This is a genomic window from Brachybacterium sp. GU-2 (assembly GCF_030866705.2).
Taxonomy (GTDB): domain Bacteria; phylum Actinomycetota; class Actinomycetes; order Actinomycetales; family Dermabacteraceae; genus Brachybacterium; species Brachybacterium conglomeratum.
On sequence record NZ_CP133037.2, the window covers coordinates 2,631,612 to 2,655,855 of the forward strand.

The 24,244-nt window shown below is 72.1% G+C and carries 17 protein-coding genes; 6 read left to right on the top strand and 11 right to left on the bottom strand.

Annotated features, from left to right (window positions below; genetic code table 11):
• Window positions 1-20: 20 nt before the first annotated feature.
• Complete coding sequence (locus RBL05_RS11980) at window positions 21-1,526, top strand: metallophosphoesterase (protein WP_318603655.1); 1,506 nt, start codon at window positions 21-23, stop codon at window positions 1,524-1,526.
• A gap of 108 nt (window positions 1,527-1,634) precedes the next feature.
• On the opposite strand, the gene RBL05_RS11985 is transcribed toward RBL05_RS11980, so the two are convergent.
• The gene (locus RBL05_RS11985; protein ID WP_308739274.1) at window positions 1,635-3,110 is read right to left on the bottom strand and encodes a dicarboxylate/amino acid:cation symporter; all 1,476 of its coding nucleotides are present in this window, start codon (window positions 3,108-3,110) and stop codon (window positions 1,635-1,637) included.
• Between the two features lie 296 nt (window positions 3,111-3,406).
• On the opposite strand from RBL05_RS11985, the gene RBL05_RS11990 reads away from it, so the two are divergent.
• A complete protein-coding gene (locus RBL05_RS11990; RefSeq protein ID WP_308739273.1) occupies window positions 3,407-4,786 on the top strand; it encodes a hypothetical protein in 1,380 nt (459 codons plus the stop codon).
• Between the two features lie 38 nt (window positions 4,787-4,824).
• Here RBL05_RS11990 and RBL05_RS11995 read toward each other — a convergent pair whose 3' ends face one another.
• Window positions 4,825-5,103: a type II toxin-antitoxin system prevent-host-death family antitoxin gene (locus tag RBL05_RS11995; RefSeq protein WP_156488554.1), complete on the bottom strand. Its 279-nt coding sequence runs from the start codon at window positions 5,101-5,103 to the stop codon at window positions 4,825-4,827.
• Window positions 5,104-5,706: 603 nt separating this feature from the next.
• Here RBL05_RS11995 and RBL05_RS12000 point away from each other — a divergent pair.
• Window positions 5,707-9,324, top strand: a complete 3,618-nt coding sequence (locus RBL05_RS12000) for a DNA polymerase III subunit gamma and tau (protein WP_308739272.1) — start codon at window positions 5,707-5,709, stop codon at window positions 9,322-9,324.
• Window positions 9,325-9,457: 133 nt separating this feature from the next.
• Here RBL05_RS12000 and RBL05_RS12005 read toward each other — a convergent pair whose 3' ends face one another.
• Both RBL05_RS12005 and RBL05_RS12010 read right to left on the bottom strand, forming a co-directional pair.
• On the bottom strand, window positions 9,458-9,985 hold the full coding sequence (locus RBL05_RS12005) for a GyrI-like domain-containing protein (protein ID WP_308739271.1): 528 nt from the start codon (window positions 9,983-9,985) through the stop codon (window positions 9,458-9,460).
• A 141-nt stretch (window positions 9,986-10,126) separates the two neighbouring features.
• Entirely contained in the window at window positions 10,127-11,491 is a 1,365-nt protein-coding gene (locus RBL05_RS12010; protein ID WP_308739270.1) for a glycoside hydrolase family 125 protein, read from the bottom strand.
• A gap of 214 nt (window positions 11,492-11,705) precedes the next feature.
• Between RBL05_RS12010 and recR the strand changes: the two genes are divergently transcribed.
• Window positions 11,706-12,299, top strand: a complete 594-nt coding sequence (gene recR, locus RBL05_RS12015) for a recombination mediator RecR (RefSeq protein ID WP_010549346.1) — start codon at window positions 11,706-11,708, stop codon at window positions 12,297-12,299.
• 19 nt (window positions 12,300-12,318) lie between these two features.
• Window positions 12,319-14,019: a hypothetical protein gene (locus RBL05_RS12020; RefSeq protein WP_308739269.1), complete on the top strand. Its 1,701-nt coding sequence runs from the start codon at window positions 12,319-12,321 to the stop codon at window positions 14,017-14,019.
• A 123-nt stretch (window positions 14,020-14,142) separates the two neighbouring features.
• Here RBL05_RS12020 and RBL05_RS12025 read toward each other — a convergent pair whose 3' ends face one another.
• From RBL05_RS12025 to RBL05_RS12045, 5 genes are all read right to left on the bottom strand, one after another.
• Window positions 14,143-15,270: an ABC transporter permease gene (locus RBL05_RS12025; protein ID WP_308739268.1), complete on the bottom strand. Its 1,128-nt coding sequence runs from the start codon at window positions 15,268-15,270 to the stop codon at window positions 14,143-14,145.
• Complete coding sequence (locus tag RBL05_RS12030; protein WP_318603656.1) at window positions 15,270-16,304, bottom strand: ATP-binding cassette domain-containing protein; 1,035 nt, start codon at window positions 16,302-16,304, stop codon at window positions 15,270-15,272. Before RBL05_RS12030 ends, RBL05_RS12025 begins: the two co-directional genes overlap by 1 nt.
• Before the next feature lie 93 nt (window positions 16,305-16,397).
• Window positions 16,398-17,765 (bottom strand): ABC transporter substrate-binding protein, encoded by a 1,368-nt coding sequence (locus tag RBL05_RS12035; protein ID WP_308739266.1) that lies wholly within the window; start codon window positions 17,763-17,765, stop codon window positions 16,398-16,400.
• A 98-nt stretch (window positions 17,766-17,863) separates the two neighbouring features.
• Entirely contained in the window at window positions 17,864-18,736 is an 873-nt protein-coding gene (locus tag RBL05_RS12040; protein ID WP_308739265.1) for a carbohydrate ABC transporter permease, read from the bottom strand.
• 13 nt (window positions 18,737-18,749) lie between these two features.
• Entirely contained in the window at window positions 18,750-19,613 is an 864-nt protein-coding gene (locus RBL05_RS12045; protein WP_263312022.1) for a carbohydrate ABC transporter permease, read from the bottom strand.
• Between the two features lie 216 nt (window positions 19,614-19,829).
• Between RBL05_RS12045 and RBL05_RS12050 the strand changes: the two genes are divergently transcribed.
• A complete protein-coding gene (locus tag RBL05_RS12050; RefSeq protein WP_308739264.1) occupies window positions 19,830-22,160 on the top strand; it encodes an NAD(+) synthase in 2,331 nt (776 codons plus the stop codon).
• A 180-nt stretch (window positions 22,161-22,340) separates the two neighbouring features.
• Here RBL05_RS12050 and RBL05_RS12055 read toward each other — a convergent pair whose 3' ends face one another.
• Window positions 22,341-23,225 (bottom strand): carbohydrate ABC transporter permease, encoded by an 885-nt coding sequence (locus tag RBL05_RS12055; RefSeq protein WP_308739263.1) that lies wholly within the window; start codon window positions 23,223-23,225, stop codon window positions 22,341-22,343.
• Window positions 23,226-23,277: 52 nt separating this feature from the next.
• Complete coding sequence (locus tag RBL05_RS12060) at window positions 23,278-24,243, bottom strand: carbohydrate ABC transporter permease (RefSeq protein WP_308739262.1); 966 nt, start codon at window positions 24,241-24,243, stop codon at window positions 23,278-23,280.
• Window position 24,244 lies beyond the last annotated feature (1 nt).

Genomic DNA, 24,244 nt, shown 5'->3' on the forward strand with positions numbered 1-24,244 from the left:
TGCTCGAGCAGCGCGAGCCGATGAACCTGCAGTACCTCTTCCACACCGGCGACATCGTGGACGAGTCCGACAAGCCCGAGCAGTGGGCGAACGCGAACCCCGCCTACGCCCAGCTCGACGAGGCGGGCCTGCCCTACAACGTGCTCGCCGGCAACCACGACGTCGGCCACATGGACGGCGACTACACCGAGTACTCGACGCACTTCGGCAAGCACCGCTTTGAGGACAACCCCTGGTACGGCGGGTTCTACGAGGACAACCGCGGCTCCTACACCCTGTTCAGCGCCGGCGGCGTCGACTTCATCGTGGTCTCCCAGGGCTGGGGTCCGGGCGATGCCGAGATCGACTGGATGAACGAGGTGCTCGCCCAGTACCCGGAGCGCACCGCGATCATCAACCTCCACGAGTACATGCTGACCACCGGCGGTCTCGGCCCGATCCCGCAGCGGATCCAGGACGAGGTCGTGGCCACGAACCCGAACGTGTCCATGGTGATGAGCGGGCACTACCACGACGCCCACACCCGCGTGGACTCCTTCGACGACGACGGTGACGGCACCGCGGACCGCGAGGTCACGCAGATGCTGTTCGACTACCAGGGCCTGCCGGAGGGAGGTCAGGGCTTCCTGCGCCTACTGCACTTCGACAACGAGGGGGAGCGGATGATGGTGCGCACCTTCTCTCCCTCGCTCGAGCAGTACTCGAGCGACGACGCGACCCTGACCCCTGAGGACCAGGACTTCGAGGTCTCCTACGCGCAGCTCGGCATCGAGCCGGCCGACAAGGAGCTCACCACCGACGCCTTCCGCGCCGACGTGCTCTCCTCCGAGGAGTTCGCGCAGGTCCAGGACGTCGCCTCGGGCGAGACCGTCGAGGCGGACTCCGCGGTGCTCGGCGCCGGGACCCACTCCTGGTACGTGCGCGTCACCGACCCTCACGGTGGCATCGCCCGCTCCGAGGTGCGTGAGCTGACGCTGACCGGCGACGCGGCTGGCTGCGAGGGCGGCACACCGGGCGACGGCGGGGACGGGGCCGACGGCGGCTCCGGCAGCGAGGGCGGCTCCGGAGACGACGGCTCCGGCGAGCCGGGTGGCGGCGGCCAGGCCCCGGGTGCCGGTGACGGCTCCGGGAACGCGGGCGGCTCGGAGGGCTCCGACGGGAACGGCGGCTCCTACGTGCCTGGCGCCGGTGACGGCCCTGGCGGGAGCGGCGGCGCGGACGGTGCCGAGGGGGACGGCGCGGGCTCTCCGGGCGCGACCGGTTCCGGAGCGACGGACTCCGGTGCGTCCGATCCCGGCGATGCTGACTCCGGTGCCGTCGGCTCCGAGCGCTCGGCAGCAGCCGGCGGTTCCGGTGCGACCGGAGCCGGCAACGCCGAGGACAGGGCCGGCGAGGAGCAGGCGAAGGACGGTGCCGTCAGCGACGGATCGCTCGCCCGCACGGGCGTGGAGGCGGCGGGACTCGCCGCCCTGGCACTGGCCCTCACCGGTGCCGGGATCGCCCTGGTCAGGCGTCGTCGGGCCTGAGCGCCCCTGACAACAAAGGAGTCCCTGGCGTGACCTCAGCTGCCAGAGGGCGCTGAGGTCACGCCAGGGACTCGAAAGTGTGCGCCGGCGGTGCAGGCGCGGCATGGGTCAGGCGCGGGCGCCGGCCGTCTGGTGAGAGCCGGCCGAGGCGTCGGCGTCGTCGGGCTCCGTGCGCTCAGCATCGTCGGCCGCGTCGGCCTCCGCCTTCTGCTCGGCCTGGATGGCCTGGAAGGAGGTGCGGGCGGCAGCGGCGTAGGTGTCCTGGTCCAGGATCTTCTCGCGCTTGGCGACGATCACGCCCACCAGCGACTGCCCGGTGACGTTCAGGGCGGTGCGGCCCATGTCGAGGATCGGGTCGATCGCGAGCAGCAGGCCCACGCCCTCGAGCGGGAGGCCCAGGGTGGACAGGGTCAGGGTGAGCATCACGGTCGCACCGGTCATGCCGGCGGTCGCGGCGGAACCGAGCACGGAGACGAGCACGATCAGCAGGTAGTCGGTGATGCCCAGCGGCACGCCGTAGAAGTTCGCGACGAAGATCGCGGCGAGCGAGGGGTAGATCGCGGCGCAGCCGTCCATCTTCGTGGTCGCGCCCAGCGGGATCGCGAAGGAGGCGTAGTGGCGCGGGACGCCCATGCGCTCGGTGACGGTCTGGGTCATCGGCATGGTGCCCAGCGAGGAGCGGGAGACGAAGCCGAGCGAGGTCGCCGGCCACACGCCGCGGAAGAAGGAGCCGATGGACAGGCCGTTGACCTTCAGCAGGATCGGGTAGACGACCAGCAGCACGATCAGCATGCCCACGTAGACGGCGAGGGTGAACACGCCGAGCTGGCCGATCGCATCCCAGCCGTAGGAGGCCACGGCGTTGCCGAGCAGGCCGATGGTGCCGATCGGGGCGAGGCGGATGACCCACCACAGCAGCTTCTGGACGATCTCCAGCGCGGAGCCGGTGACCTTCAGGAAGGGCTCGGCCTTCTCGCCGACGGAGAGCACGGCGATGCCGACGGCGATCGAGATGACGAGGATCTGCAGGGCGTTGAAGCTCAGGGAGACGGAGCCGTCGTCGCCGGCCGAGCCGGTGATGCCCAGGAAGTTCGAGGGGACCAGGCCGGTGAGGAAGTCGAGCCAGCCGCCCTGGGTGGAGGAGGCCTCGGCGGAGTCCGCGGAGACCTGCGAGTTCGCGCCGGGGGTGGTCAGCACGCCGAGGGCGATGCCGATCGACACGGCGATCAGGGAGGTGATCCCGAACCACAGCAGGGTCTTGCCGGCCAGACGCGCGGCGTTCGTGACGCCGCGGAGGTTCGCGATCGAGGTGACGATCGCGAGGAAGATCAGCGGCGGGACCAGCGCCTTCAGCAGCGTCACGAAGATCGTGCCGATGGTGTCCAGCGTTGTGGTCAGCCAGTTCGCGCCGTCGGGGTTCGCCTCGGTCTCGGCGACCGGGCCCATCTGGGCGGCGACGAGGCCGAGGACGATGCCGAGGACGAGGCCGATCAGGACCTGCCAGCCGAAGGGGATGCGGGTGATCGCGGTCAGCGGGTTGCGCGACCGCGTCGAGGCCGAGGAGGAGGTGGTTGATGTGCTCACGAGCGGGACGCTACGCGCCCATGCTCCCAAGTTCAACTATATTGCTATGCGGTCACATTAGCGCAGCTATGGGGTTGTGTGCTGCTGCCAGGCGCTGGAGGGGGTGAGGGGCCGAGCGATGCGTGCCCGGGGACGGCGCTGCGGCGGAGCCGTGAGGGCCCGGCCGACCGGAGGGAACGCCGCCGTCGGTGGATCGGCAGGAGCCGTGCGGCCCTCGGCCGATCGGAGGACCTCGAGAAGGCGGGAACCGACGTGCGGAGGATGTCGGTCGCGAGCAGGCCTGGCACGCTGGAACCATGTCTCGCACACCTGTGGACCACGCCGATCCCGCCTCCCCGGACGAGGCGCTGACGAGTGCTGCCGGTGTGGAGGACGGCACCGCCGGGACGCCCGAGGGCACGGACGGGACGCACAGTGCCGTCGACGGGGCCGACGGAACCGGCGGGGTGGACGGCGCGGCCGATGGGCGCGACAGGAGGACCGACGCCGTCAAGGAGGAGGCCCCCTTCGGCGAGCATCCGGCGACCCGCTTCGCCGCCGACGTCGAGTACAGCGGCCGTGCCGGCGAGCACGACTATCTCGTCCGCGTCCGCCATCGCCTGCTGGACACCTCCTTCACCGTGGTCATCGACGGGATCGAGCACGATCCCAAGGCCGAGGAGAAGGCACGGAAGGCCGGGGAGAAGCGCGAGGCGAGCGACGACGACGCGACCGGCGACGACGCGACCCGCGACGATGCGATTGATGACAACGCGGCCGACGACGACCTGCAGTTCGGCCTCGACGAGGAGTTCTCCACGCTGCGCTGCACCGTGCGCCGCTGCCGCGAGGACGGCGAGATCAAGGACTGCGAGGTGCTCACGATCCGCACCGCGGGACTCGGCGGCGCCGGCGAGGTCGAGGTCCGGCACGGGTTCCGGACAACTCTGCTCGTCCCGACCGAGGGGTCCCCGTCGGCCCTGCGCGACGAGAAGCGCACCGCCCACCCCACCCGCTATGCGCTGATCGCGGCGCTGGCGAAGGCGGCGAAGTTCCTCATCCCGCTGCTGGGCCTCGGTGCGCTGTTCGGCGGGCTGCTCGACCCGGTCGAGGAGTGGATCGAGGCGCGGATCCGGCCCGTCGTCGCCGCGGTCGCCCAAGCCACCCAGCCGATCCGGGACTGGATCGGAGAGGTCACGCGACCGGTGCGGGAGTTCCTCGACGCCCTGCTGAGTCCGATCCAGGAGCTGATCGCCGCGATCCTCCGCCCGATCGGCGACGCCGTGCGCTGGCTGCTGGACCTGCTGCCGGAGATCGGGTTGCCGTTCTCCGTGCCCGGCTGGCTGGTGGACGTGCTGGTGCCGGTGATCGTCGTCATCGCCGTGTTCACGGCGACCCACCGCGCCCTGCGTACGCGCCGGGAGAAGCTCGCGGCGACGTCGAGCGGCACGGGTTCGGACAGGGGCGCGGGTTCAGACGACGACGCCGGAGCGCATGCCGCGAGGACGGGCGGTGCAGATTCGGGCGCCGCGGACGGGGCGGATGCCGAGACGCCGAGAAGCGCGGAAGCGGACGCCGCGCCGAGGAGCCGAGCGCACGTCGCAGACGGTGACCACGGCGCAGAGCCCTCGGGGCCGTCGCCGTCGGAGGTCGAGGACGACGATCGGTCCGCGGGTGAGCGAAGCACGCAGAGCTGAATCCCGTCCGGACCGTGCAGGCAGGTCCGGCGACCTGGTCAGAGGAACTCGAGGAACTGCCTGTTCTCCGCCATGATCTCCTCGAGTCGGGTGCGCGGGGGCCGCGCGTACGGCTCGTCCCCGAGAGCGGTGCAGGCGCGGTCGAAGAAGTCGGCGGAGACCAGCACGCCGCGCGCCCGTGCTCCGCGGCTCATCACCGTGACGGGCTGACGGTGCGAGAGCTCGAGGAGCTCGCTCAGCCTCGTGCGGAACTCCGAAGCGGTCACGATCTTCGTGGTGACCGCAGCCTCGATCGCGGTCAGTGCAGGCGGGCCCATCGCCGGCCCGTCAGGTGGGGTCCCGACCGCGTCACTCGCGGACCTCGCACGGCCAGTGCCCGCCGTGCTCGTCTCGTCAGCCCGATCCGGCTCGTCCGCTGTGTCGTCCCGATTCGACTCGTCTGCCGCGTCGAGGCGATCCGACACCTCCACCTCTGCGTCCCATGCACTCTCTGCCATGCCGCTCATCCCCCGTATCCGTCGTTTCTCTGAGGGGGAGTCTCGGCCATCTGGGGGTATCGGCTCCGCACGCGGTGTCTGTTGTGGAAAAGCACGTACATGACGTACGTGATGTACGCAGTTTTCCGCAGTACCCATGCGGTGCGGTGCCGGAATGTCGCCGCAGCGCGTCGCATGACCGACGACTGTTAGCGGATGTACTGGCGGATGGCGGATGGCGGATGGCGGATGGTGTATGGCGGATGGCGGATGGCGGATGGCGGATGGCGGACGGCTGTCGCCCGGCGCTGGAAGACCTCCGCGATGTGACCGCCGCCCGGCGTCGACGAGGGAAGCCGTGACGTCTCCTCCACAGTGCGGGGTTCTCCACGAGGATCCTCGCGACGGTGGGAGAGCGTGGGTGGCCTCGACTAGCCTGTTGGAGTGGCCACCGCTCTGTACCGTCGTTACCGCCCGGAGTCCTTCGCCGAGGTGATCGGCCAGGACCACGTCACCACGCCCCTGAGGCGTGCGCTGCGCGCGGGCCGGGTCGGTCATGCCTACCTGTTCTCGGGGCCTCGCGGCTGCGGCAAGACGACCTCCGCCCGCATCCTCGCCCGCTGCCTGAACTGCGAGCAGGGGCCGACGGACACCCCCTGCGGGACCTGCGACTCCTGCCGCGACCTCGCCCGCGGCGGCGCCGGCTCGCTCGACGTGGTCGAGATCGACGCGGCCAGTCACGGCGGCGTGGACGACGCCCGCGAGCTGCGCGAGCGCGCCTCCTTCGCCCCGGTGCGGGACCGCTTCAAGGTGTTCATCATCGACGAGGCCCACATGGTCACCTCCGCCGGCTTCAACGCGCTGCTCAAGCTCGTCGAGGAGCCGCCGGACCATGTGAAGTTCGTCTTCGCGACCACCGAGCCGGATAAGGTCATCGGCACCATCCGCTCCCGCACCCACCACTACCCCTTCCGGCTCATCCCGCCGCAGGTGCTCGGCCCCTACCTCGAGGAGGTCTGCGCCGCGGAGGACGTCCAGGTCGGCGAGGGCGTGATGCCGCTGGTCGTGCGCGCCGGCGGCGGCTCCGCCCGTGACTCGATGTCGGTGCTGGACCAGCTGATGGCCGGCGCCGGCGAGGACGGCTTGGACTTCCCCACCGCGATCGCGCTGCTCGGCTTCACCGACACGGCCCTGCTCGACCAGGCGGTCACCGCCATCGCCGAGCGGGACGCGGCCGCGCTCTACTCCGCGGTCGAGCACGTGCTCGCCACCGGCCACGAGCCGCGCCGCTTCGTCGAGGACCTGCTGGAGCGGATGCGGGACCTGATCGTGCTCGCCGCCGTGCCGGACAAGGGCGCCGATCTGCTCCCGCAGGTCCCGGCCGGAGAGCTCGAGCGGATGCTCGGCCAGGCCGCGCAGTTCGCCCCGGCCGATCTCTCGCAGTGCGGCGACCTGGTCCACGAGACCCTCTCGACCATGAGCGGCGCGACCTCGCCGCGTCTCCACCTCGAGCTGCTCGCGGCCCGGCTGGTGCTGCGGGACGAGCGGGCGGCGCTCGCCGCGGCCGATGCCCCGGCTCCGCAGGGCGGAGCGCCACAGGGCGGTGCGGGTGCAGGCCGTGGCGCGCAGGACCGCTCCGGTGCCGCGTCGGTCGGCGGCGGGGGAGGCCGCGAGGAGGCCCGACGGATCGCCCAGGAGCGCGCCGAGGCGGCCCGTCAGGCACGCGGCGGCGGGCGCCCCGCCCCGGCGGCTGCCCCCAGTGCGCCGCCTGCCCCGACGCAGGACGCCCCGGCCGCCGCGCAGAGCGGGAGCCCGCAGGGCGAGCCGACGCGGACGGCACCCGCCCAGGACTCCTCCTGGGGCGCGCTCGCCGGTGCTGGTGCTGGTGCTGGTGCCGGTGCCGGCCAGGCCTCGGGCGAAGAGCGTCGAGAGTCGCAGGGCGGGCAGGGGGAGCCCGGCGGCCGGGGCGCGTCGGCACCGACGGCTCCGTCATCCGCCGACGCCCCGACCGCGCCGCAGAGCGGCCCGTCGGGTCCGCAAGGCGGTCCGTCGTCTCCGCACGGGGGCCCGACGGCTCCGCAAGGTGGACCGGCCGGACCACAGGGTGGCCAGTCCACGCTGCAGGGTGCGGGCCCCGCACCGCAGGGCGCGTCGGGAGCACCGCAGAACGCTCCGGCGGCGCCGCAGGGTGCCCCCGCCGCGGGCGGCGGGATCGATGCCGACGCAGTGCGCGGGCACTGGTCCGCGATCCTCGACGAGCTGCAGCAGATCCGCCGCCCGAGTTGGGCTCTGATCTCACAGAACGCGCACGTCAACGGCGTGAACGGCAGCACCCTCGTGCTCGGTTTCCGCACAGAGGGCCTCGTGAGCGCCTTCCGCCGCGGCACGGCGGCGGAGAACCTCGCCGACGCTGTCCGACGCATCATGCACATCGACGTCATGGTCGACGCCGTCGTCGGGGAGGATCCCGGCCCCGGCAGCGCTGGCCCCGGTGGTGCAGGCCCCGGCGGAGGCGGCCCCGCAGGTCCGGGCTCCGCCGGCAGAGGTCCTGGCGGGAACGCGCCTGGCGGTGCCGGGCCGGGGAACGCCGGCCCCGGTGGCCCTGCCGACTTCGGCGGCCCGGGAGGTCGGGGCGGTTCGGGCGACTGGGCTCCCCGCGGGCAGGGCCCTGTCGGGCAGGACGCTCCCGGCCCGGGCGGACAGGGAGGCGGAGCCTCCGGTGGTCCGACCGCGGAGGACCCGTCCGGCGGCCAGGCCCCGCGGACCGGGGGAGCGCCGTGGGGAGACGCCGCCTCCGCGATGGCGCCGCGCGACCCGGCGCCCGCCCGCGCACCCTCCGTGCCGGGCTCCGCAGCGCCGTCGCCAGCTCCTTCGGCTGCGTCGTCGGTCGCACAGTCGGCGGCGCCTGCTGGTCCTGACAGTCCCGAGCTGCAGGAGCCCGCGTCTGTCGGCCAGCGCGCCTCGGAACGGGCTATGGCCGCCGCTGCGCGCGCCGCGAGGAACGCTCCGGCCGGACCCTCCTACGCCCCGTCCGACGACTTCCCGCCGGAGCCCGACGACCCCTACCCGCCGGACCCCGAGGAGCACGGCCCGCCCGCGCAGCACCAGCCGCCCACCGCGGCGCAGGGCGGAGGTCGCTGGTCGGAGGCGCTCGAGGACCGAAACGCGGGAGCAGGCGCCCCCTCCGCTCCGTCCCGATCCGCCGCGGCGGCCGCCCCGTCGGCCCCGTCCGCGCCCGGGGCCTCCGCGCCCACGGCGTCGCCAGCGGGCGATGCTCCTGGCGAGGCGCGACCGGGGTCCGCGTCGGCGGGCCCGCCGCTCGAGGTCGAGGACGAGGGACGCGACAGGCTGCCGGCGGAGGAGCCCCGCACCTTCGGCCAGAACGCGCTCAAGCGTGCCCTCGCGGAGGGTCGCGTGGTCCGCTCGCTGCCCGCCGCGCACCTCGCGCAGGGGGCGGACGCCTCCGCCTCAGGACCGGGCGAGGCGCCGGTCCAGGAGCCGGAGGACGTCGCGCAGGGCGGTGACATGCCGCGCGGGTTCACCGCGGCCCCCGAGGTCGCCTCACCCACCTCGCCGGACACCGCTCCGCCGGCCGGACTCGGCCGTGCCGTCCCACACGACGACCCAGCTCAGCCTTCCGGTCAGGTCGTGCCGGGCGGCGCGGACGGCTCCGCCGCCGCACGCGCGACGAGCTCCTGGGGCGCCGCGGCGTCGGTCACCGGCACCGCCTCGGGATCAGCCCCGTCGGCGTCTGCGGCACCGTCGGCCCCGCCCGCCGCAGCTCCCACCACCGCACCCGCCGCACCGCCCTCGGCGGACGCGCCGCGCAGCGGTGCCGCGCTCGTCCGCGAGGCCGCGATGGCGTCCCGCACCGCCGGTCAGCGCCTGCGAGGAGGGCGAGGCCAGGCGGATCAGGCCCCGCAGGCCGATCCGGACCCGACCGGCGGCGCGACCCGGGACGACGAGGACGCCGTCGTCGCGACCCGGAACGGCCGCGAGGTGATCGAGAAGATGCTCGGCGGCAGGGTCCTCGAGGTCATCGACGAGAACCGCCCGCGCTGACCCGGCGCACGCGGGACAGCCCGCGCTGAGCCGATGCAGGTTGTGCCGGATTGCGCCGAGCGGAGCCGGCACCGCAGAGCGGACCGTCTGAGCGGGCGAGCACCGAAGCGGCGCGCGCCCTTCCGGACGTCGCTCAGCCGCGCGGCTCGAGCAGGGAGAACAGGTCCGTGCGCAGCTTCGCCGGGTTCATGTCGGGATGCGGCTCGGTGACGTAGAACTCCCAGAACGGGTACGTCATCTGCTCATCCGACTCCCCGACCTGCTCGGTGAACGCGCCCCACTTCTCCGCGAGGCCGCCGTAGGGGCCGATGTGCGAGATCCAGGCGATGCGACCGCCCGGGATGCTCGACCCGCTGACCTCGTAGCCGCTGGGCAGCTCGAGGGGCTCGGTCAGCGGGGCGTCCACCGGGAAGCCCACCTCGAGATCGGCCGCCGCGACCGGCGCCCGGTGGTGCAGGGAGAACGCGGGGCCGATCGGGCGGATGCCCAGCGCCGCCAGCGCCTCGGCGAGATGGGAGAACGTGCCGTCCATCAGGGCGGGCGTGTCGTACATCGGGAAGTCGTGCTGGACCACGACCGCGGTCATGACCTCGGGAGCCTCCGTGATCCGGCAGGAGGTGGCGGGCTCGGCGGCGTCGTACGGGGCGGGCATCGGCGACATCGGGACTCGTCCTGTTCGCGGTCGGCGGGGGGCCGAGCAGGATGGCGGCGGCCCGGTCAGACGCTATCGCGGCAGGCTGGACGCCACCAGCACCGCCAGAGACTGCCGCCCTCTGCGGTGGATCCCCGTCATGCCCGGGGCTCAGGCGCGGGACCCCGCCCCCTCGTGCGTGCCGGACCGGTCTCGCAGGACACCGGCCAGATCCAGCGCCAGCTCGCAGAACATCGAGTTCGACCAGGAGAACCACTCCCGCGTGAACACCGTCGGGTCGTCCACGTGCACGCCCTCGTGCATCATCCCGGTCCCGCCGTCCGTGCGGATCATCAGCTCGAGCAGACGCAGCTTCTCGCCGCGCTCCGCGCTGGTCAGACCCTCGACCGCGAGCGCGATCGGCCACACATGGTCCTTCGGGGTGTGCGGGGAGCCGACGCCCTCGAGGTACAGCCCCTCGTAGTAGCAGGGGTTGCTGCGCGAGAGCACCGCGGCGCGGGTGGCCAGGTACAGCGGATCATCCTGCGCCACACAGCCCAGATACGGCAGGGCGAGCAGGCTCGGCACGTTCGCGTCGTCCAGGAACCGGTGCTCGCCGCGGCCGTCGATCTCGTAGGCCCAGACCCGCTCGCCCGTCGGCCCCTCGATCGTGCCGTGCTCGACCAGCGCCGCACGGATCTGCTCCGCCCGCTTCCGCGCCTCGTCCGCTTCCGCCGGGGCGTCCGCGACCTGCTCCAGCAGCTCCGCGAGCCGTTCCAGGGCGAGGGCGAGGAAGTGGTTGCCGGGGATGTTGTAGCCCAGCTCGCAGGCGTCGTCCGAGGGGCGGAAGCCCGCCCACACCAGACCGTTCGGCGTGGTCAGGGAGCCGCGCCCCTCCCGGGCGAGGGTGTCCTGGGCGGGCACGCCGGAGCGTCGGAAGAAGTACGCGGAACGCTCCTCGTGGTGCTGCTCTGTCCCGACGGTGGAGAGGATCGCGCGGGCCGCGGGCAGGAAGCGCTCGTCGGCCCAGCAGGTGTCGCCGGTCGCCCGCCACAGCCGCCAGGCGAGGTCGGGGCCGTAGGAGAGGGAGTCGAGCTCGAACTTCCGCTCCCACGCCCAGGGGTTGTCGCGCTCGGTCTCGTCCGCGTCCCAGTGGGAGGAGTCCGGGGCGCGGTTGAAGGCGTTGGCGTACGGGTCGATCTCGAGATACTGCCAATGACGGCGCAGCAGCCCGGCGAGCAGCGCGACCAGCTCGGCGCGGTCCTCGTCGGCCCCCACCCCGGCGGCCACGAGCCGCAGCAGCGGCGTCAGCTGCGCGGCGGAGTCCCGCAGCCACATCGCGGGGATGTCGCCGGTGATCACGAAGGTGGTGCCGTCCTCCTCCACGCTCACCGTGGTCTCGGAGGTGTTGCGCAGGTACGCGATCACGCGGCGTGCGATCTCGCCGACCAGCGCGTCGGAGGCGCCGAGGTCGGCGAGTCCCTCGAGCACGCGCGCCTGCACCGCGTCGAGCAGGGCGTCGGGAAGCCTGGCCATGGTTCTCCGCATCGAGAGTGGGTCGGGATCGTCAGCGTATCGATCGCCGACGCGAACGGGGCCCTCGTCCACCAGGAACGACGGCCCGACCTCTCAGGAGCGACGGCTCGGCGGCGGCCGACCGTCCGAGCGCCGCGCTCGGCACCGCGCGCCGCGATCCACACCACCTCGGCGCCGTCGCCGCACGTCGGCCCCGGGAACTAGAGTGAGACGCGTGTACGAAGGCATCGTCCAGGACCTCATCGACGAGCTCGGCAAGCTGCCGGGCATCGGCCCCAAGTCGGCGCAGCGGATCGCATTCCATCTGCTGGACGCCGACGACGCCGCCGTGCGCCGACTCGCCGAGGTGCTCGTCCAGGTCAAGGACACCGTCCGCTTCTGCGAGATCTGCGGGAACGTCTCGGCGGAGGAGAAGTGCCGCATCTGCACCGACCCGCGCCGCAGCGACGAGGTGATCTGCGTGGTCGAGGAGTCCAAGGACATCGTCGCGATCGAGAAGATCCGCGAGTTCAAGGGCCGCTACCACGTGCTCGGCGGTGCGATCGACCCGATCGGCGGCGTCGGCCCGAACGACCTGCGCATCACCCAGCTGATGAGCCGCCTCGGCTCCGGGGAGACCCAGGAGGTCATCCTCGCGCTGGACCCGAACATCGAGGGCGAGGCCACCGCCGCCTATCTCTCCCGCCTGCTCGGCCCTCTCGAGCTGACCGTCACGCGCCTGGCCTCCGGGCTGCCCGTCGGCGGCGACCTCGACTACGCCGACGAGATGACCCTGGGCCGCGCGTTCCTCGGCCGCCGCACCGTCTGAGGCGCCGCCGGTTCCCGTGATGACCTCTCCCCACTCCCGGACGCTGCCGCCGCTGACGGACCTGCCGTCGCCACCGCGGCTGCCGGAGGAGGAGACGCACCTGGTCTCGCCGGGGGAGATCATGGTCGAGTCCCGACGCGAGATCCTCCGCAGCCTGCTGCGTCGCCTCTGGGCGCCGGCGCTCGTGCTGCTCGGCCTCTGGTACGTGCTGCTGACCCTGTACGTCGTCGGCGCCTCGCCGACCTTCTGGTTCTTCTCCCTCCTCGCCGGCCTCGGCGATCCGGCCTACCTGCGCCAGGCGTTGAGCGCCCTGAACTTCACCTCCGAGGGCCTGTGGACCGCGTTCCTGCTGCTCCCGGCCGGCGCGACGATGCTGAGCCTGCTCGGGGCGCTGCTGGTGCCGCGCCTGGTCGCGCCTCTGCAGCCCCGCCGCTTCCTCTCAGAGACGCAGTTCCAGCGCGGCGTCGAGGATCGCACCACCGCGATGCTCCTCGCGCTGCCGGTGCTCACCGTCCTCGCCCTGCCGCTGACGGTCGTGCTCGGCCTGCCCCAGCCCTGGACCGGGCTCGGCGCGGGCCCGCTGTCCGTGTGGTGCGCCGGGCTGGTCGCCCTCGAAATCGCCTGGGTGCTCGTGCGCCGCACCGTGCCCGCCGCGCGGCTGCTCGGGATCACCTCCCACGAGGTGCTGCACACCGAGGCGCGCATCGGCACCGACCCGGAGCGCCGACGCGCCGCTGCCCGGCAGCACCTCGCCCAGGACCGCCGGCACCTGCCGCCGAACCCCGGCACCCCCGCAGCCGACGGGGCGAGGAGCCCCCGCGGCGCCCTCACCGCGCTCGCCCTCATCGCGCGCTCGGCACTGACCTGGGTGCTGCCCGCCCTGGCCGGGACCTCCTGGCTGGTGCTCGGCATCGCGGACCTCGTCACCGTCTGGAGCTCCCTGTCTGCGACGGGACTGTCCCAGGTCGAGACCCCGCTGCGCTGGCAGCACCTCGCCGTCGGCCTCCCCCTGCTCGTGCTCGTCGCGGCCGGCTGCGCGCTCGCCCCCGCGCTCGCGATCCAGCTCTCCTCCGGCCACCGCGCGCAGGAGCGCGACCAGCGCACCTACGCCGAGTGGGCGCACCGGGCCCGTGTGAACCCGTGGGAGGCGCGGGCGTGCGCGCTGACCGGCTGGCTCTGCGCGGGCTGGGCGCTCGCCGGGACCGTCCTCGCCGCGGTCCTGCTCCCGCTGCTCGGCGCCGGGACGGCCCTGACCTGGGTGTTCCTCACCCTCCTCGCGCTCATGGTCGTGCCGCTGCTGGGCCTCGCGGCGACGCAGGCGATGAAGAGCGGACTGCGCGACGTGCTCTACGGACCGGCCGGCGGATACATGCGCCGCCAGGCCCCGTACGCGCTGGTCGCCCCCGAGTTCGGCACCCGCGCCGACCGGGCGAAGGACCCCGCGGTGCGCGCCGCGCTGCGCAAGCGCCTCCAGGCCGACGGCGGGGACCACGCGCTGGAGATCTTCGACCTCGACGCGGCGGGGGAGCGGCTGTGGGTGGACGAGAACGCCCCCGGCGCCTCCGACACCGCCGTGCGGCAGGCGGACCTCGCCCAGGGCGTGCTGCCGGACTTCGGCTCCGAGGGATCGGCCTTCACCGGCGGTGGGAACAGCCCCTCCGAGCAGGCCTCGCACCTGCACGACATCCCCGACACGGTCACCGGGCTGCGCGAGCGCTGAACCGGCGGCCCCGTACTGTCCCTCGACGCGTGGTCGACTGATGGCGCCCTGCGTCCCGGTACGGATATATCGCCGTACCGGAACGCGGGACGCCAGCACCTAGCCACGACCGGCCTCGTCGCCTCAGGCGATCCGGGTGCCTGCGCCGAGCCGTCGGACCGGCACGGCGAGCCGCCGCACCGCGACCAGCAGCGACAGCGCCCCGACGAGCAGCCACAGCCCGAGACCCATCGGCCACACCGGACGGTTCGGCGGCGTGCCGAGATCGGTGGGGTAGCCGGGGTCGTCCGGCGAGCAGTACACGGAGTGGACGGGGTGGGTGGTGGTCGCGGCGGAGCGCATCCCGGTCTTCAGCGTCGTCAGAAGATCCGTGTCCGGGTCCTCGAGCGGGTCGTAGTCCGCGGGGAGGGTCGGCGCGGCCTCGGCCAGGAGCACCACCGGGTTCCCCCACAGCAGCGGCAGGGAGAGGTCCAGCCGGGGCACCGTCTCCTCGACCTGCTCCGCCGCGCACCGGCCCTTCTCCATCGAGTACTCGTCGTCGTAGACGGTGTAGTAGTTCGTGACCTCCCGCTCCTCGTTCAGCACCACGGCGGTGGAGCCCCACGCGATCGGCAGCACCACCGTCACCCCGAACACGATCACGTAGGCGAGCACCACCGAGCCGAGCTGCCGCGAGGTGAGCGCCGAGAGCCCGAGCCCCACCGCGGTCACGCACAGGGTGAGCAGCACGATCACCCCGAGCAGCCGCAGCATGTACAGGATCCCGATGCTGCCAAGCAGCGCGATCGGCACCAGCGAGGGCAGGGCGAGGACCAGGAAGGCGAGGCCGGTGAGGAAGCCAGCGAGCAGCTTCCCGAGCACGATCTCGGTGGGGCTGAGCAGGCTGGCCTGCAGCGTCGCGAGGGTCCCGGCGGTGCGGTCGCCGTTGATGGAGCCGGCCGACAGCGCCGGCACCACCAGCAGCATCGCGAAGAGCACCAGGATCATCTGCAGGCTGAACACCATCGCCGCGATCGGGCCGACGTCCTCCCACTGCGCGGAGTACAGCGTCGGGCCGAGGCCGAGCGCGCCGATGCCCATCATCACCAGCGTCCACACCGCCAGTGCCACGTACCAGCGCTTGGAGCGCAGGCGCTGGCGCAGCTCGAGCGAGGTGACCAGCCGCAGTCCGCGCCAGCGCAGCGCATAGCTGCCCCGGCCGCGGGGGCGGTCGGTCCCGGGACCGGCCTCGAGGGTCTGGGGAGTGCTCATCACAGGGCTCCTTCTCGCTGGGCGGCGTCGGAGGCGAGATAGGCGGCCTCGAGCCTGCCCGTCGTCGGGCCGAAGCCGATGATCCGGGCGCCCGCGGCGGTGAGATCCGCGAGCAGGCGGGCGGCGGTCGCGTCGTCGGGCAGCTCCACCACCGCCTCCGCATGACCGGAGGTGGTGCGGTCGCCGGGCAGCACCTCACCGTGGCGCACGTGCAGGTGATCGAGCGCCTCGACGAGCGCCTGATGGTGCAGCGAGGAGATCCGCCACGGCCGCGGCCGGGCGGCGAGGTCGCGGAGGCTCGAGGCGTCCACGGCGCGGCCGCCGTCCAGGAAGACGACGTGGTCGGCCATCTCCTCGAGCTCGCCGAGGATGTGGCTGGAGACCAGCACGGTCGCTCCATCGCCCGCCCGTGAGCGGACCACCTGCAGCAGGCGGCGTCGCGAGGCGGGGTCCAGGCCGGAGGCGGGTTCGTCGAGGACCAGCACCTGCGGGTCGTGCACGAGCGCACGAGCCAGGCCCAGGCGCTGCTTCTGCCCGCGGGAGAGCACGTGCGCGGGCTGCTGCGCGAGTGGCACGAGGTCCAGCAGCTCCAGCAGCTCGTCCACCCTCCCGCGCAGCTGCGCGGTGGGCAGGAAGTAGGCACGGCCCATCACCTCGAGCACCTCGGCGACCCGCAGCGAGTCCCACGCCCCGAACTGGTCCGGCATCCAGCCCACCTGCGCGCGCACCGCGGCGGAGTCCTCGGCGGGGTCGACGCCGCCGACCAGCACCCGGCCCGAATCGGGCGCCAGCAGCGAGGCGAGCATGAGCATCAGCGTCGACTTGCCGCAGCCGTTCGGGCCGACCAGCGCCGTCACCGCCCCGCGCGGCGCGGTGAAGCTCAGGTCCGCCACCGCCTGCACGCTGCCGAAGGCGCGGCTGACGTGCTCGGCGACGATCCCTGGCCCCTCCGGACCGGGAGCCCTCTGCGGGGAGGCATGGTCGACCGGCGGGAGGGGCGGAGGCGGGCCGTCCGGGGGTGTGCTCTGTGTCATGGGGCTACATTCCCACGCCCTGACCTGGCGCGACAGCCCTTCCTGGGCACGTTCGGGGCACGAACTGTGAGGGAGCGGTGGAGAGCCCGCGGCTCACTCCGCCATGGCGGCGTTGCCCTCCTCCTGCGCCTGCGGGATCCCGTCGGCGGCGGGGAGGCGTCCGATGAAGACCTCCTGGAAGATCGGCATCGCGGCGGTCAGCCCGGCGTTCGCGCGGGCGCCGGTGTCGGCCTCGGCGGGGTTCTTCGCCGCCTCGACGAACACGCTGACGTCCACGCCCTTGCCCTTCCAGAACTCGATGTACGCATCCTGGGCGTCGACGTGGCCGGGGAAGGAGACGCCCTGCTCCGCGAGCGGCAGCTGTCCGTCCTTCGAGCCGAGCCAGGTCAGCAGCTCGGCGATGCCGGCCTGCTGCTCGTCGTCGGCCTTCGCGTTGCCGACGGCGACCACGCCGTGGACCAGCGACTTCGCCCCGTCGGGGCCGGCGACCGGGGCGGCGAGCGCCCACTCGAAGGAGTCGGCGACGCCGTCGGAGATCGGCAGCAGGTTGTAGGGTCCGGACTGGAACAGGGCGAGCTTGCCCTGGGTGAACAGATCGCGGGTGAAGTCGCCGTTCTCGTTGGTGTCCGCGGCGCTGGGCGCGATGTTCTCGACGTTGATCAGGTCGGCCATGTACTGGAACGCCTCGATGCCCTCGGGGGAGGCGAAGGTGTACTCGTCCTCGTCCTGCCACTGCGCGCCGTTGGAGGCGAGCATCGGGCCGATGATCGCCTGCCGGTCGGCCTGCGAGTTGAAGCCGAACTGTGCGCGGGAGTCCACGTCGAAGCCGTCCTCGCCCGGGTGGCGGCCCTCGCCGTCCACCGTGAGCTTCCGACCCGCCTCGCGCAGGGAGTCCGTGTCGGCGGCCGGGTCGAAGGCGAGGGCCGACGGATCCACGCCGGCCTCCTCGACCAGCGCCTTGTTGTAGAACACGGCGATCGAGTCCCAGATCTGGGGCACGCCCCAGAGTCCGCCGTCGCGCGAGTACAGGTCCACCACGGCCTTCTCCCACTGCGAGGCGCCGTCGGGGACGACCTCGTTGATGTCCAGCAGGTCGCCGGAGTCCTTGTACAGCACGTAGTTCGCGGAGTTCATCCAGTACACGTCGGCTGCATCGCCGCTGGCGACGTCCAGCGGCAGGCGCGTCCAGTAGTCCGCCCACGGCACCACGTCGATCTTCACGTTCCAGCCGGACTGCTCGGTGAACGCGGCGAAGGACTCCTCGTAGGCGGCCACCGCGTTCTCGTCCCACAGACGGAAGGTCAGCGTGCCCTTGTCGCCGCCGCTGCTGCCGCCGGCGTCGCTGCCGCCGCCCTCGCCGTCGGAGCCGCTGTCACCGCCGCCCGACGGGGAGCAGGCCGCCGCGGTGCCGAGCAGGCCGGCGGCGGCGAAGGAGGAGAGGAGGGTGCGACGCTTCAGCATGGGAGGTCCTTCCGGGACGTGATGTCCTGCCCATTATCGTCCGCCGGCCCCGTCGTGGGGCGCTGTATGACCTTCCGAGACGGGGCGGGGCGCGGCCCTCAGCGCAGCGTCGCGTCGCCGACCGAGCGGGTGATCTGCTTCTGGAAGACGATCATCAGGATCACCAGCGGCAGCATCGCCAGCGTCGTCCCGGCCATCACCAGGGTCCAGTTGTTGTTGTACTGCGACTGCAGCGCGGAGGTCGCCACGGTGATCACCCGCCATTCGGGCCCGGAGGTGATCACCATCGGCCACATGAAGCTGTTCCAGTGCGTGACCACCGTGATCAGCACGAGGGTGACGATGATCGGCCGGTTCAGCGGCACCACCAGGTGCCACAGCAGGCGCAGCGTCCCGGCGCCGTCGATCCGCATGGCGTCCATCAGCTCGGTGGGGATGCCGCGGAAGTTCTCCCGCAGCAGGAAGATCGCGTAGGGGGAGCCGAGCACGAAGGGCAGCACGAGCGCCCAGAAGGTGTTGCGCAGCCCCATCTCCGAGAGCATCAGGTACAGCGGCACCACGACCACCACCTGCGGCACCATCAGCGTCGCGATGTACACCCAGAACAGCAGGTCACGGCCGGGGAAGCGGAGCTGGGCGAAGGCATAGGCGGCGAGCACCGAGAACACCATCTGCCCCACCAGGATCACCGCGACCATCTGCACGGTCACCGCCACGGGTGTGACAAAGCCGTCGGCCGAGGTGAACAGGCTGATGAAGTTGTCCAGCACCGGCGGGGCGGGCACCGACAGCGGCCCCTCCTGCGCGAACTGCGTGGTGGAGGTCAGCGCGGTCATCACCGAGAACAGGAACGGCCCGAGCGTGAGCGCGGCCGCGACGACCAGCACGAGATAGGTCGCGCCGACGCCGAGCACGCGGCGCGCGAGCAGCGAGCCGGTCAGCGGCCGACGGCGGGCGGTGGGAGCAGTCATCTCGTCCCTCCTCTCAGCTCATGTCGTAGGTGATGCGCTGGGAGAACCAGCGCTGCTGGATCACCGTGATCACCACCAGCAGGACGAACAGGATCACCGCGACGGCGCTCGCGCGGCCCAGGCGGCTGGCCTCGAAGGCCTCGTGGTAGATCAGGGAGGCGATCACCTCGGTGCGGTGCTGCGGGCCGCCGCCGGTGAGGGCGAAGACCATGTCGAACACCTGGAAGGAGGCGACCACCTGGGTGACGGCGAGGAAGAACGTCGTCGGGCGCAGCAGCGGGATCGTCATGAACCACAGCTGCTGCCCGGCGTTCGCGCCGTCGATCCGGGCGGCCTCGTAGATCGAGCCGGGGATCCGCGACAGCCCCGCCTGGAAGAACAGCGAGATGTAGCCGACGTTCTGCCAGATCGCGACGAAGGCGACCGCGGGCAGGGCGAGCGAGGGATCGGTCAGCCACTCGATCCGCACCCCGAGGATCTGGTTCAGCGCGCCGACCGAGGGCTGGAAGATCCACTTCCACACCACGCCGAGCGCGAGCGGCGCGCACACCCACGGGATCACCACGATCACCCGAACGATCGCCGAGCCCGGCAGCGCCCGCACCAGCTGCGTGGCGAGCACGAGCCCGATCGCGAGCGAGACCGGCACCGAGATCAGCGTGAACACGCCCGTGACCAGCAGGGAGTTCGCGAGCGCGCCGTCGGACAGCAGGGAGGCGTAGTTGTCCAGGCCCAGGAAGGTGCGCGTGCCCAGCAGGTCCCAGCGGAACAGGGACACCACGAAGGCGAGCACCACCGGCAGGATCAGGAAGCAGGTGACGCCGATCAGGCTCGGGGCGATCAGGAGCCAGCCGAGAAGGGGTCTGCGGGAGCTCATCGTCGATGCCTCCCGCCTGCGCCGTGCCGATGTTCCACCGGGTCAAACTATCGCAGCGCCGCCCAGGTCGTGGCGCTGTCCGTCCCCGTCGACACCGACCTGCCCCGTCGGTGCGGAGCTGTCCACGAGAGGGCGCCGAGCGCCACCGGGCCTGCACATGACAGGCCGTGTGCCGCTCACGTCCCCTCGGCGGACACGGCCCATTACGCTCGGGCCATGACCTCTGCGACGGACACCGCCGGTCACGCGGCCGCGGCCACGGACCCCCATGCCTCGATCTACGACCACGGCTTCGTGCGCGTCGCCGCGGTGACCCTGCCGGTCGCGCTCGCCGACCCGGCCGCGAACGCCGAACGCCACCTCGAGGTGCTGCGCGACCTGCACGACCAGCAGGTCGGGATCGCGGTCTTCCCCGAGCTGTCCCTGACCGGCTACTCCCTCGACGATCTCGTCCTGCAGGAGCCGCTGCTGGACGCGGCCGAGCAGGCAGTGCTCACCGTGCTCGAGGCGAGCGAGGATCTGATGCCGATCATCGTGTTCGGCGCCCCGCTGCGCGCGAAGGACCGCTCGCGGATCTTCAATTGCGCCGTCGTGATCCATCGCGGGCGGGTACTCGGCGTCACGCCGAAGCAGAACCTGCCCACCTATCGCGAGTTCTACGAGCGGCGCTGGTTCGCGCCGGGCGACGACGCGGCAGGCGAGTCGGTGCGCCTGGGCGGGGAGGAGCACGCCCTGTCGCCGCACTCGATCATCACCGTCGAGGACGTGCCGGGGCTGCGCCTGTTCGTCGAGATCTGCGAGGACATGTGGGTGCCGGTCCCGCCGTCGGCCGAGGCCGCGCTCGCCGGCGCGACCGTGATCGCGAACCTGTCGGGCTCCCCGATCACGATCGGCCGCGCCGAGGACCGCAAGCTCATGGCCCGCTCCGCCTCCGCCCGCGGCCAGGCCGCGTACATCTACGCCGCCGCCGGCGAGGGGGAGTCCACGACCGATCTCGCCTGGGACGGACAGACCTTCGTCTACGAGTGCGGTGACCTGCTGGGGGAGTCCGAGCGGTTCCCGACGGGGGTGCGCTCCACGATCGTCGACGTCGACCTGGATCGGCTGGTCGCCGAGCGGCGTCGCCAGAACACCTTCGACGACAACCGACGCACCCACGCCGCCTCGCTCGAGAAGTTCGACGGCTGGGAGGAGACGAGCCTGTTCGGTCCGTTCGAGAGCGACGAGATCGTCGCCGGAGACCCGGACTGGGCGATGGCCTGGGCCGACGGTCCAGGGTCGGCCGACGGCGTCGACCAGCACTCCTCGCCACAGCCCGCGGACTCCGCCACGGCGGAGAGCCGGCACGCACGGACGACGGGCTGGTTCGCGTACGCACCGCACTCCGGGAGCACGTATGACCCCGAGGGCGTCCTGGCGGAGCGGCCGCGCCCCGCCACCGGCCCGCTGCGCCGCCACCTCGACCGCTTCCCCTTCGTGCCCGACGACCCCGCGCGCCTCGCCCAGGACTGCTACGAGGCGTACAACATCCAGGTCGCAGGGCTGGTGCGACGCCTGAAGCAGATCGGCGGGGACAAGCCCGGCGGCACCCGCCCCGTCATCGGCGTCTCCGGGGGACTCGACTCCACCCACGCGCTCATCGTGTGCGCCCGCGCGATGGACCTGCTGGGCCGAGACCGCTCCGAGATCCTCGCCTTTACGATGCCGGGCTTCGCCACCACCGAGCACACCCGCTCCAACGCTGAGCTGCTCTCGAGGGCGATCGGCGCGAGCTTCGAGACGATCGACATCCGCCCCGCCTCCACCCAGATGCTCAAGGACATGGGTCACCCCTTCGGCGAGGGTGAGCCGGTGTACGACGTGACCTTCGAGAACGTCCAGGCCGGGATGCGCTACGACTACCTGTTCCGCCTCGCGAACCACCACGGCGGCATCGTGGTGGGCACCGGCGATCTCTCCGAGCTGGCGCTGGGCTGGTGCACCTACGGGGTGGGCGACCACATGTCCCACTACGGCGTGAACGCTGGCGTGCCGAAGACCCTCATCCAGCACCTGATCCGCTGGGTCATCTCCGAGGGGGTCTTCGACGCCGCGACCGCCGAGGTGCTGCGCGCCGTGCTCGACACCCAGATCTCCCCGGAGCTGATCCCCACCGCGCCCGGGCAGAAGGCGCAGTCCACCGAGGACTCCATCGGCCCCTACGCGCTGCACGACTTCGCGCTCTACCACCTGCTGCGCCGCGGCTACGGCCCCGGCAAGATCGCCTATCTCGCCCATCAGGCCTGGGGTGATGCGGAGGCGGGTCAGTGGCCGGCCGGCTACGCCGAGGACGACCGCCGCGCCTACTCCCGCGAGGAGATCAAGCACTGGCTGACCGTGTTCACCAGGCGCTTCTTCTCCAATCAGTTCAAGCGCTCCGCCCTGCCGAACGCCCCGAAGGTGCTGGCCGGCGGCTCGCTCTCCCCGCGCGGGGACTGGCGGATGCCCTCGGACGCCGCGTCGACCACCTGGCTCGCCGAGATCGAGCGCGACGTCCCCGGGGACTGAGCGGCGGCCGGGCCGCGGGCGCCGGCACTCATCGAGACGTGGCTTTCTGTCTCTATCGGGCCTGATAGGAGCAGAAAGCCAGGTCTCTCAGCGGTCCGCCCGGCGGTGAGGGGCGGGGCCCGGCCGACGGTGAGAGGTGAGCGGTCCGGCCGACGGTCCCGACCGGCCTCCCCGGCCCTCCTACTTCACCGCACCCATCGACAGGCCGCGCACCAGCTGCTTCTGCGCGATCCAGCCGGCGAGCACCACCGGCAGCGAGGCGAGCACCGAGGCGGCGGAGAGCCGGGCCAGGAACAGGCCCTCCGAGGTCATGGTCGACATCAGGAAGATCGGCACGGTCGCCGCGTTCGCCGCGGTGAGGTTCAGGGCGAAGAAGAACTCGTTCCACGCGAAGATCACGCAGATCAGCGCCGTCGCGGCGATGCCAGGGGCGACCATTGGCAGCAGCACCGTGCGCATCGTGCGCAGCAGCGAGGCGCCGTCGATCGAGGCCGCCTCGAGCACCTCGCCGGGCACCTCGAGGAAGAACGAGCGCATCATCCACACCGCGATCGGCAGGTTCATCGCCGTGTACAGAACGATCAGCGTGAGGATGTTGTCGAGCATCCGGATCTGCCCGGCGATCACGTAGATCGGCATGATCACCGCGACCACCGGCAGCATCTTCGTGGAGATGAAGAAGAACAGCACGTCCTGCGTGCGCTTCACGGGCCGGATGCTCACCGCGTACGCGGCCGGCACCGCGAGGACCAGCACCAGCAGCGTCGAGATGCCGGTGGCGAGCACCGAGTTCAGCACATAGGAGCCGACCTGGGCGGAGCTGACGATCGAGGTGTACTGCTCGAGCGTCGGGGTGAAGAAGAAGGCGGGCGGGTTCGAGGCGGCCTGCGACTCCTGCTTGAAGCTGGTCAGCACCATCCACGCCACCGGGGCGAAGAACAGCAGGCCGACCGCCCAGGCGAGGACGGAGAGCAGGTGCCCGCCGATCCGGCCCTTCCCGCGACGGGCGCGGGGAGCGCGCACGGCGGCAGGAGCGGCCGACGGGGAGACTGTCGCTGTGCTCATGACTCCCTCTCCTCCCGCTCGTTCCTCGCAGTTCGTCGATCGAGGAAGGTGCTCATGATTGCTCCTTGGAGTTGATGCTCGTGAAGATCAGGCGCAGCGCGAAGGTCGCGATGATGATCGTGGCGATCACCGTGACCACGCCCATCGCGGCGGACTGCCCGATGTCGAAGCCGAGGAAGGCGCGCTGGTAGATGTAGAACGGCAGGTTCGCGGACGCCGTGCCGGGCCCGCCCGCGGTCATGAGGTAGATCTGGTCGAAGGTGTTGACCACGTAGATCGCGCCCAGCAGCACCGACAGCTCGAGGTAGAACCGCAGGTGGGGGAGGGTGACGTGGACGAAGGTGGTCCACGTCCCGGCCCCGTCCATCTGCGCGGCCTCGAGCACGTCGCCGGTCTGGGACTGCAGGCCGGCCAGGAGCAGCAGCATCATGAACGGCGTCCACTGCCACACCAGCGCGATGATGATCGAGAGCATCGGGAACTGGCTGGTCCAGTCCACCGGGGAGATGCCGACGGTGCCGATCAGCCAGTTCACGAGCCCGTAAGTGGGGTCGAACATCGAGATCGACCACAGCATCGCGCCGGCCACCGGCATGATCAGGAACGGCGTGATCAGCAGGGTGCGGATGAACCCGCGGCCCACGAACTCCCGGTCCAGCAGCAGCGCGAGCCCGAGTCCCAGCAGCAGCGAGACGAGCACACAGCCCAGCGTGATGAGGATCGAGTTCAGCGCCGCGGTGCGGAAGGTCGAGTCGACGGCGAGGTCGAGGTAGTTCCGCAGCCCCACGAACGTCTCTCCCTCGGGGCGCAGCAGGTTCCGTGAGCGCAGCGAGTACCAGATCGTGAGCAGGAACGGGATCTGGGTGCAGATCACGACGAACACGAAGGCGGGCATCAGCGGGAGCCGACGACGCCAGCCCTCGGCGCGGGAGGCCCCGTCCTCGCGGCCGCGGGAGCGGGGCCCGTCGGCCGACGGGGCGCGCCCTCCGGGCGCCGGTGCGGTGTCCAGTGCGGTCATG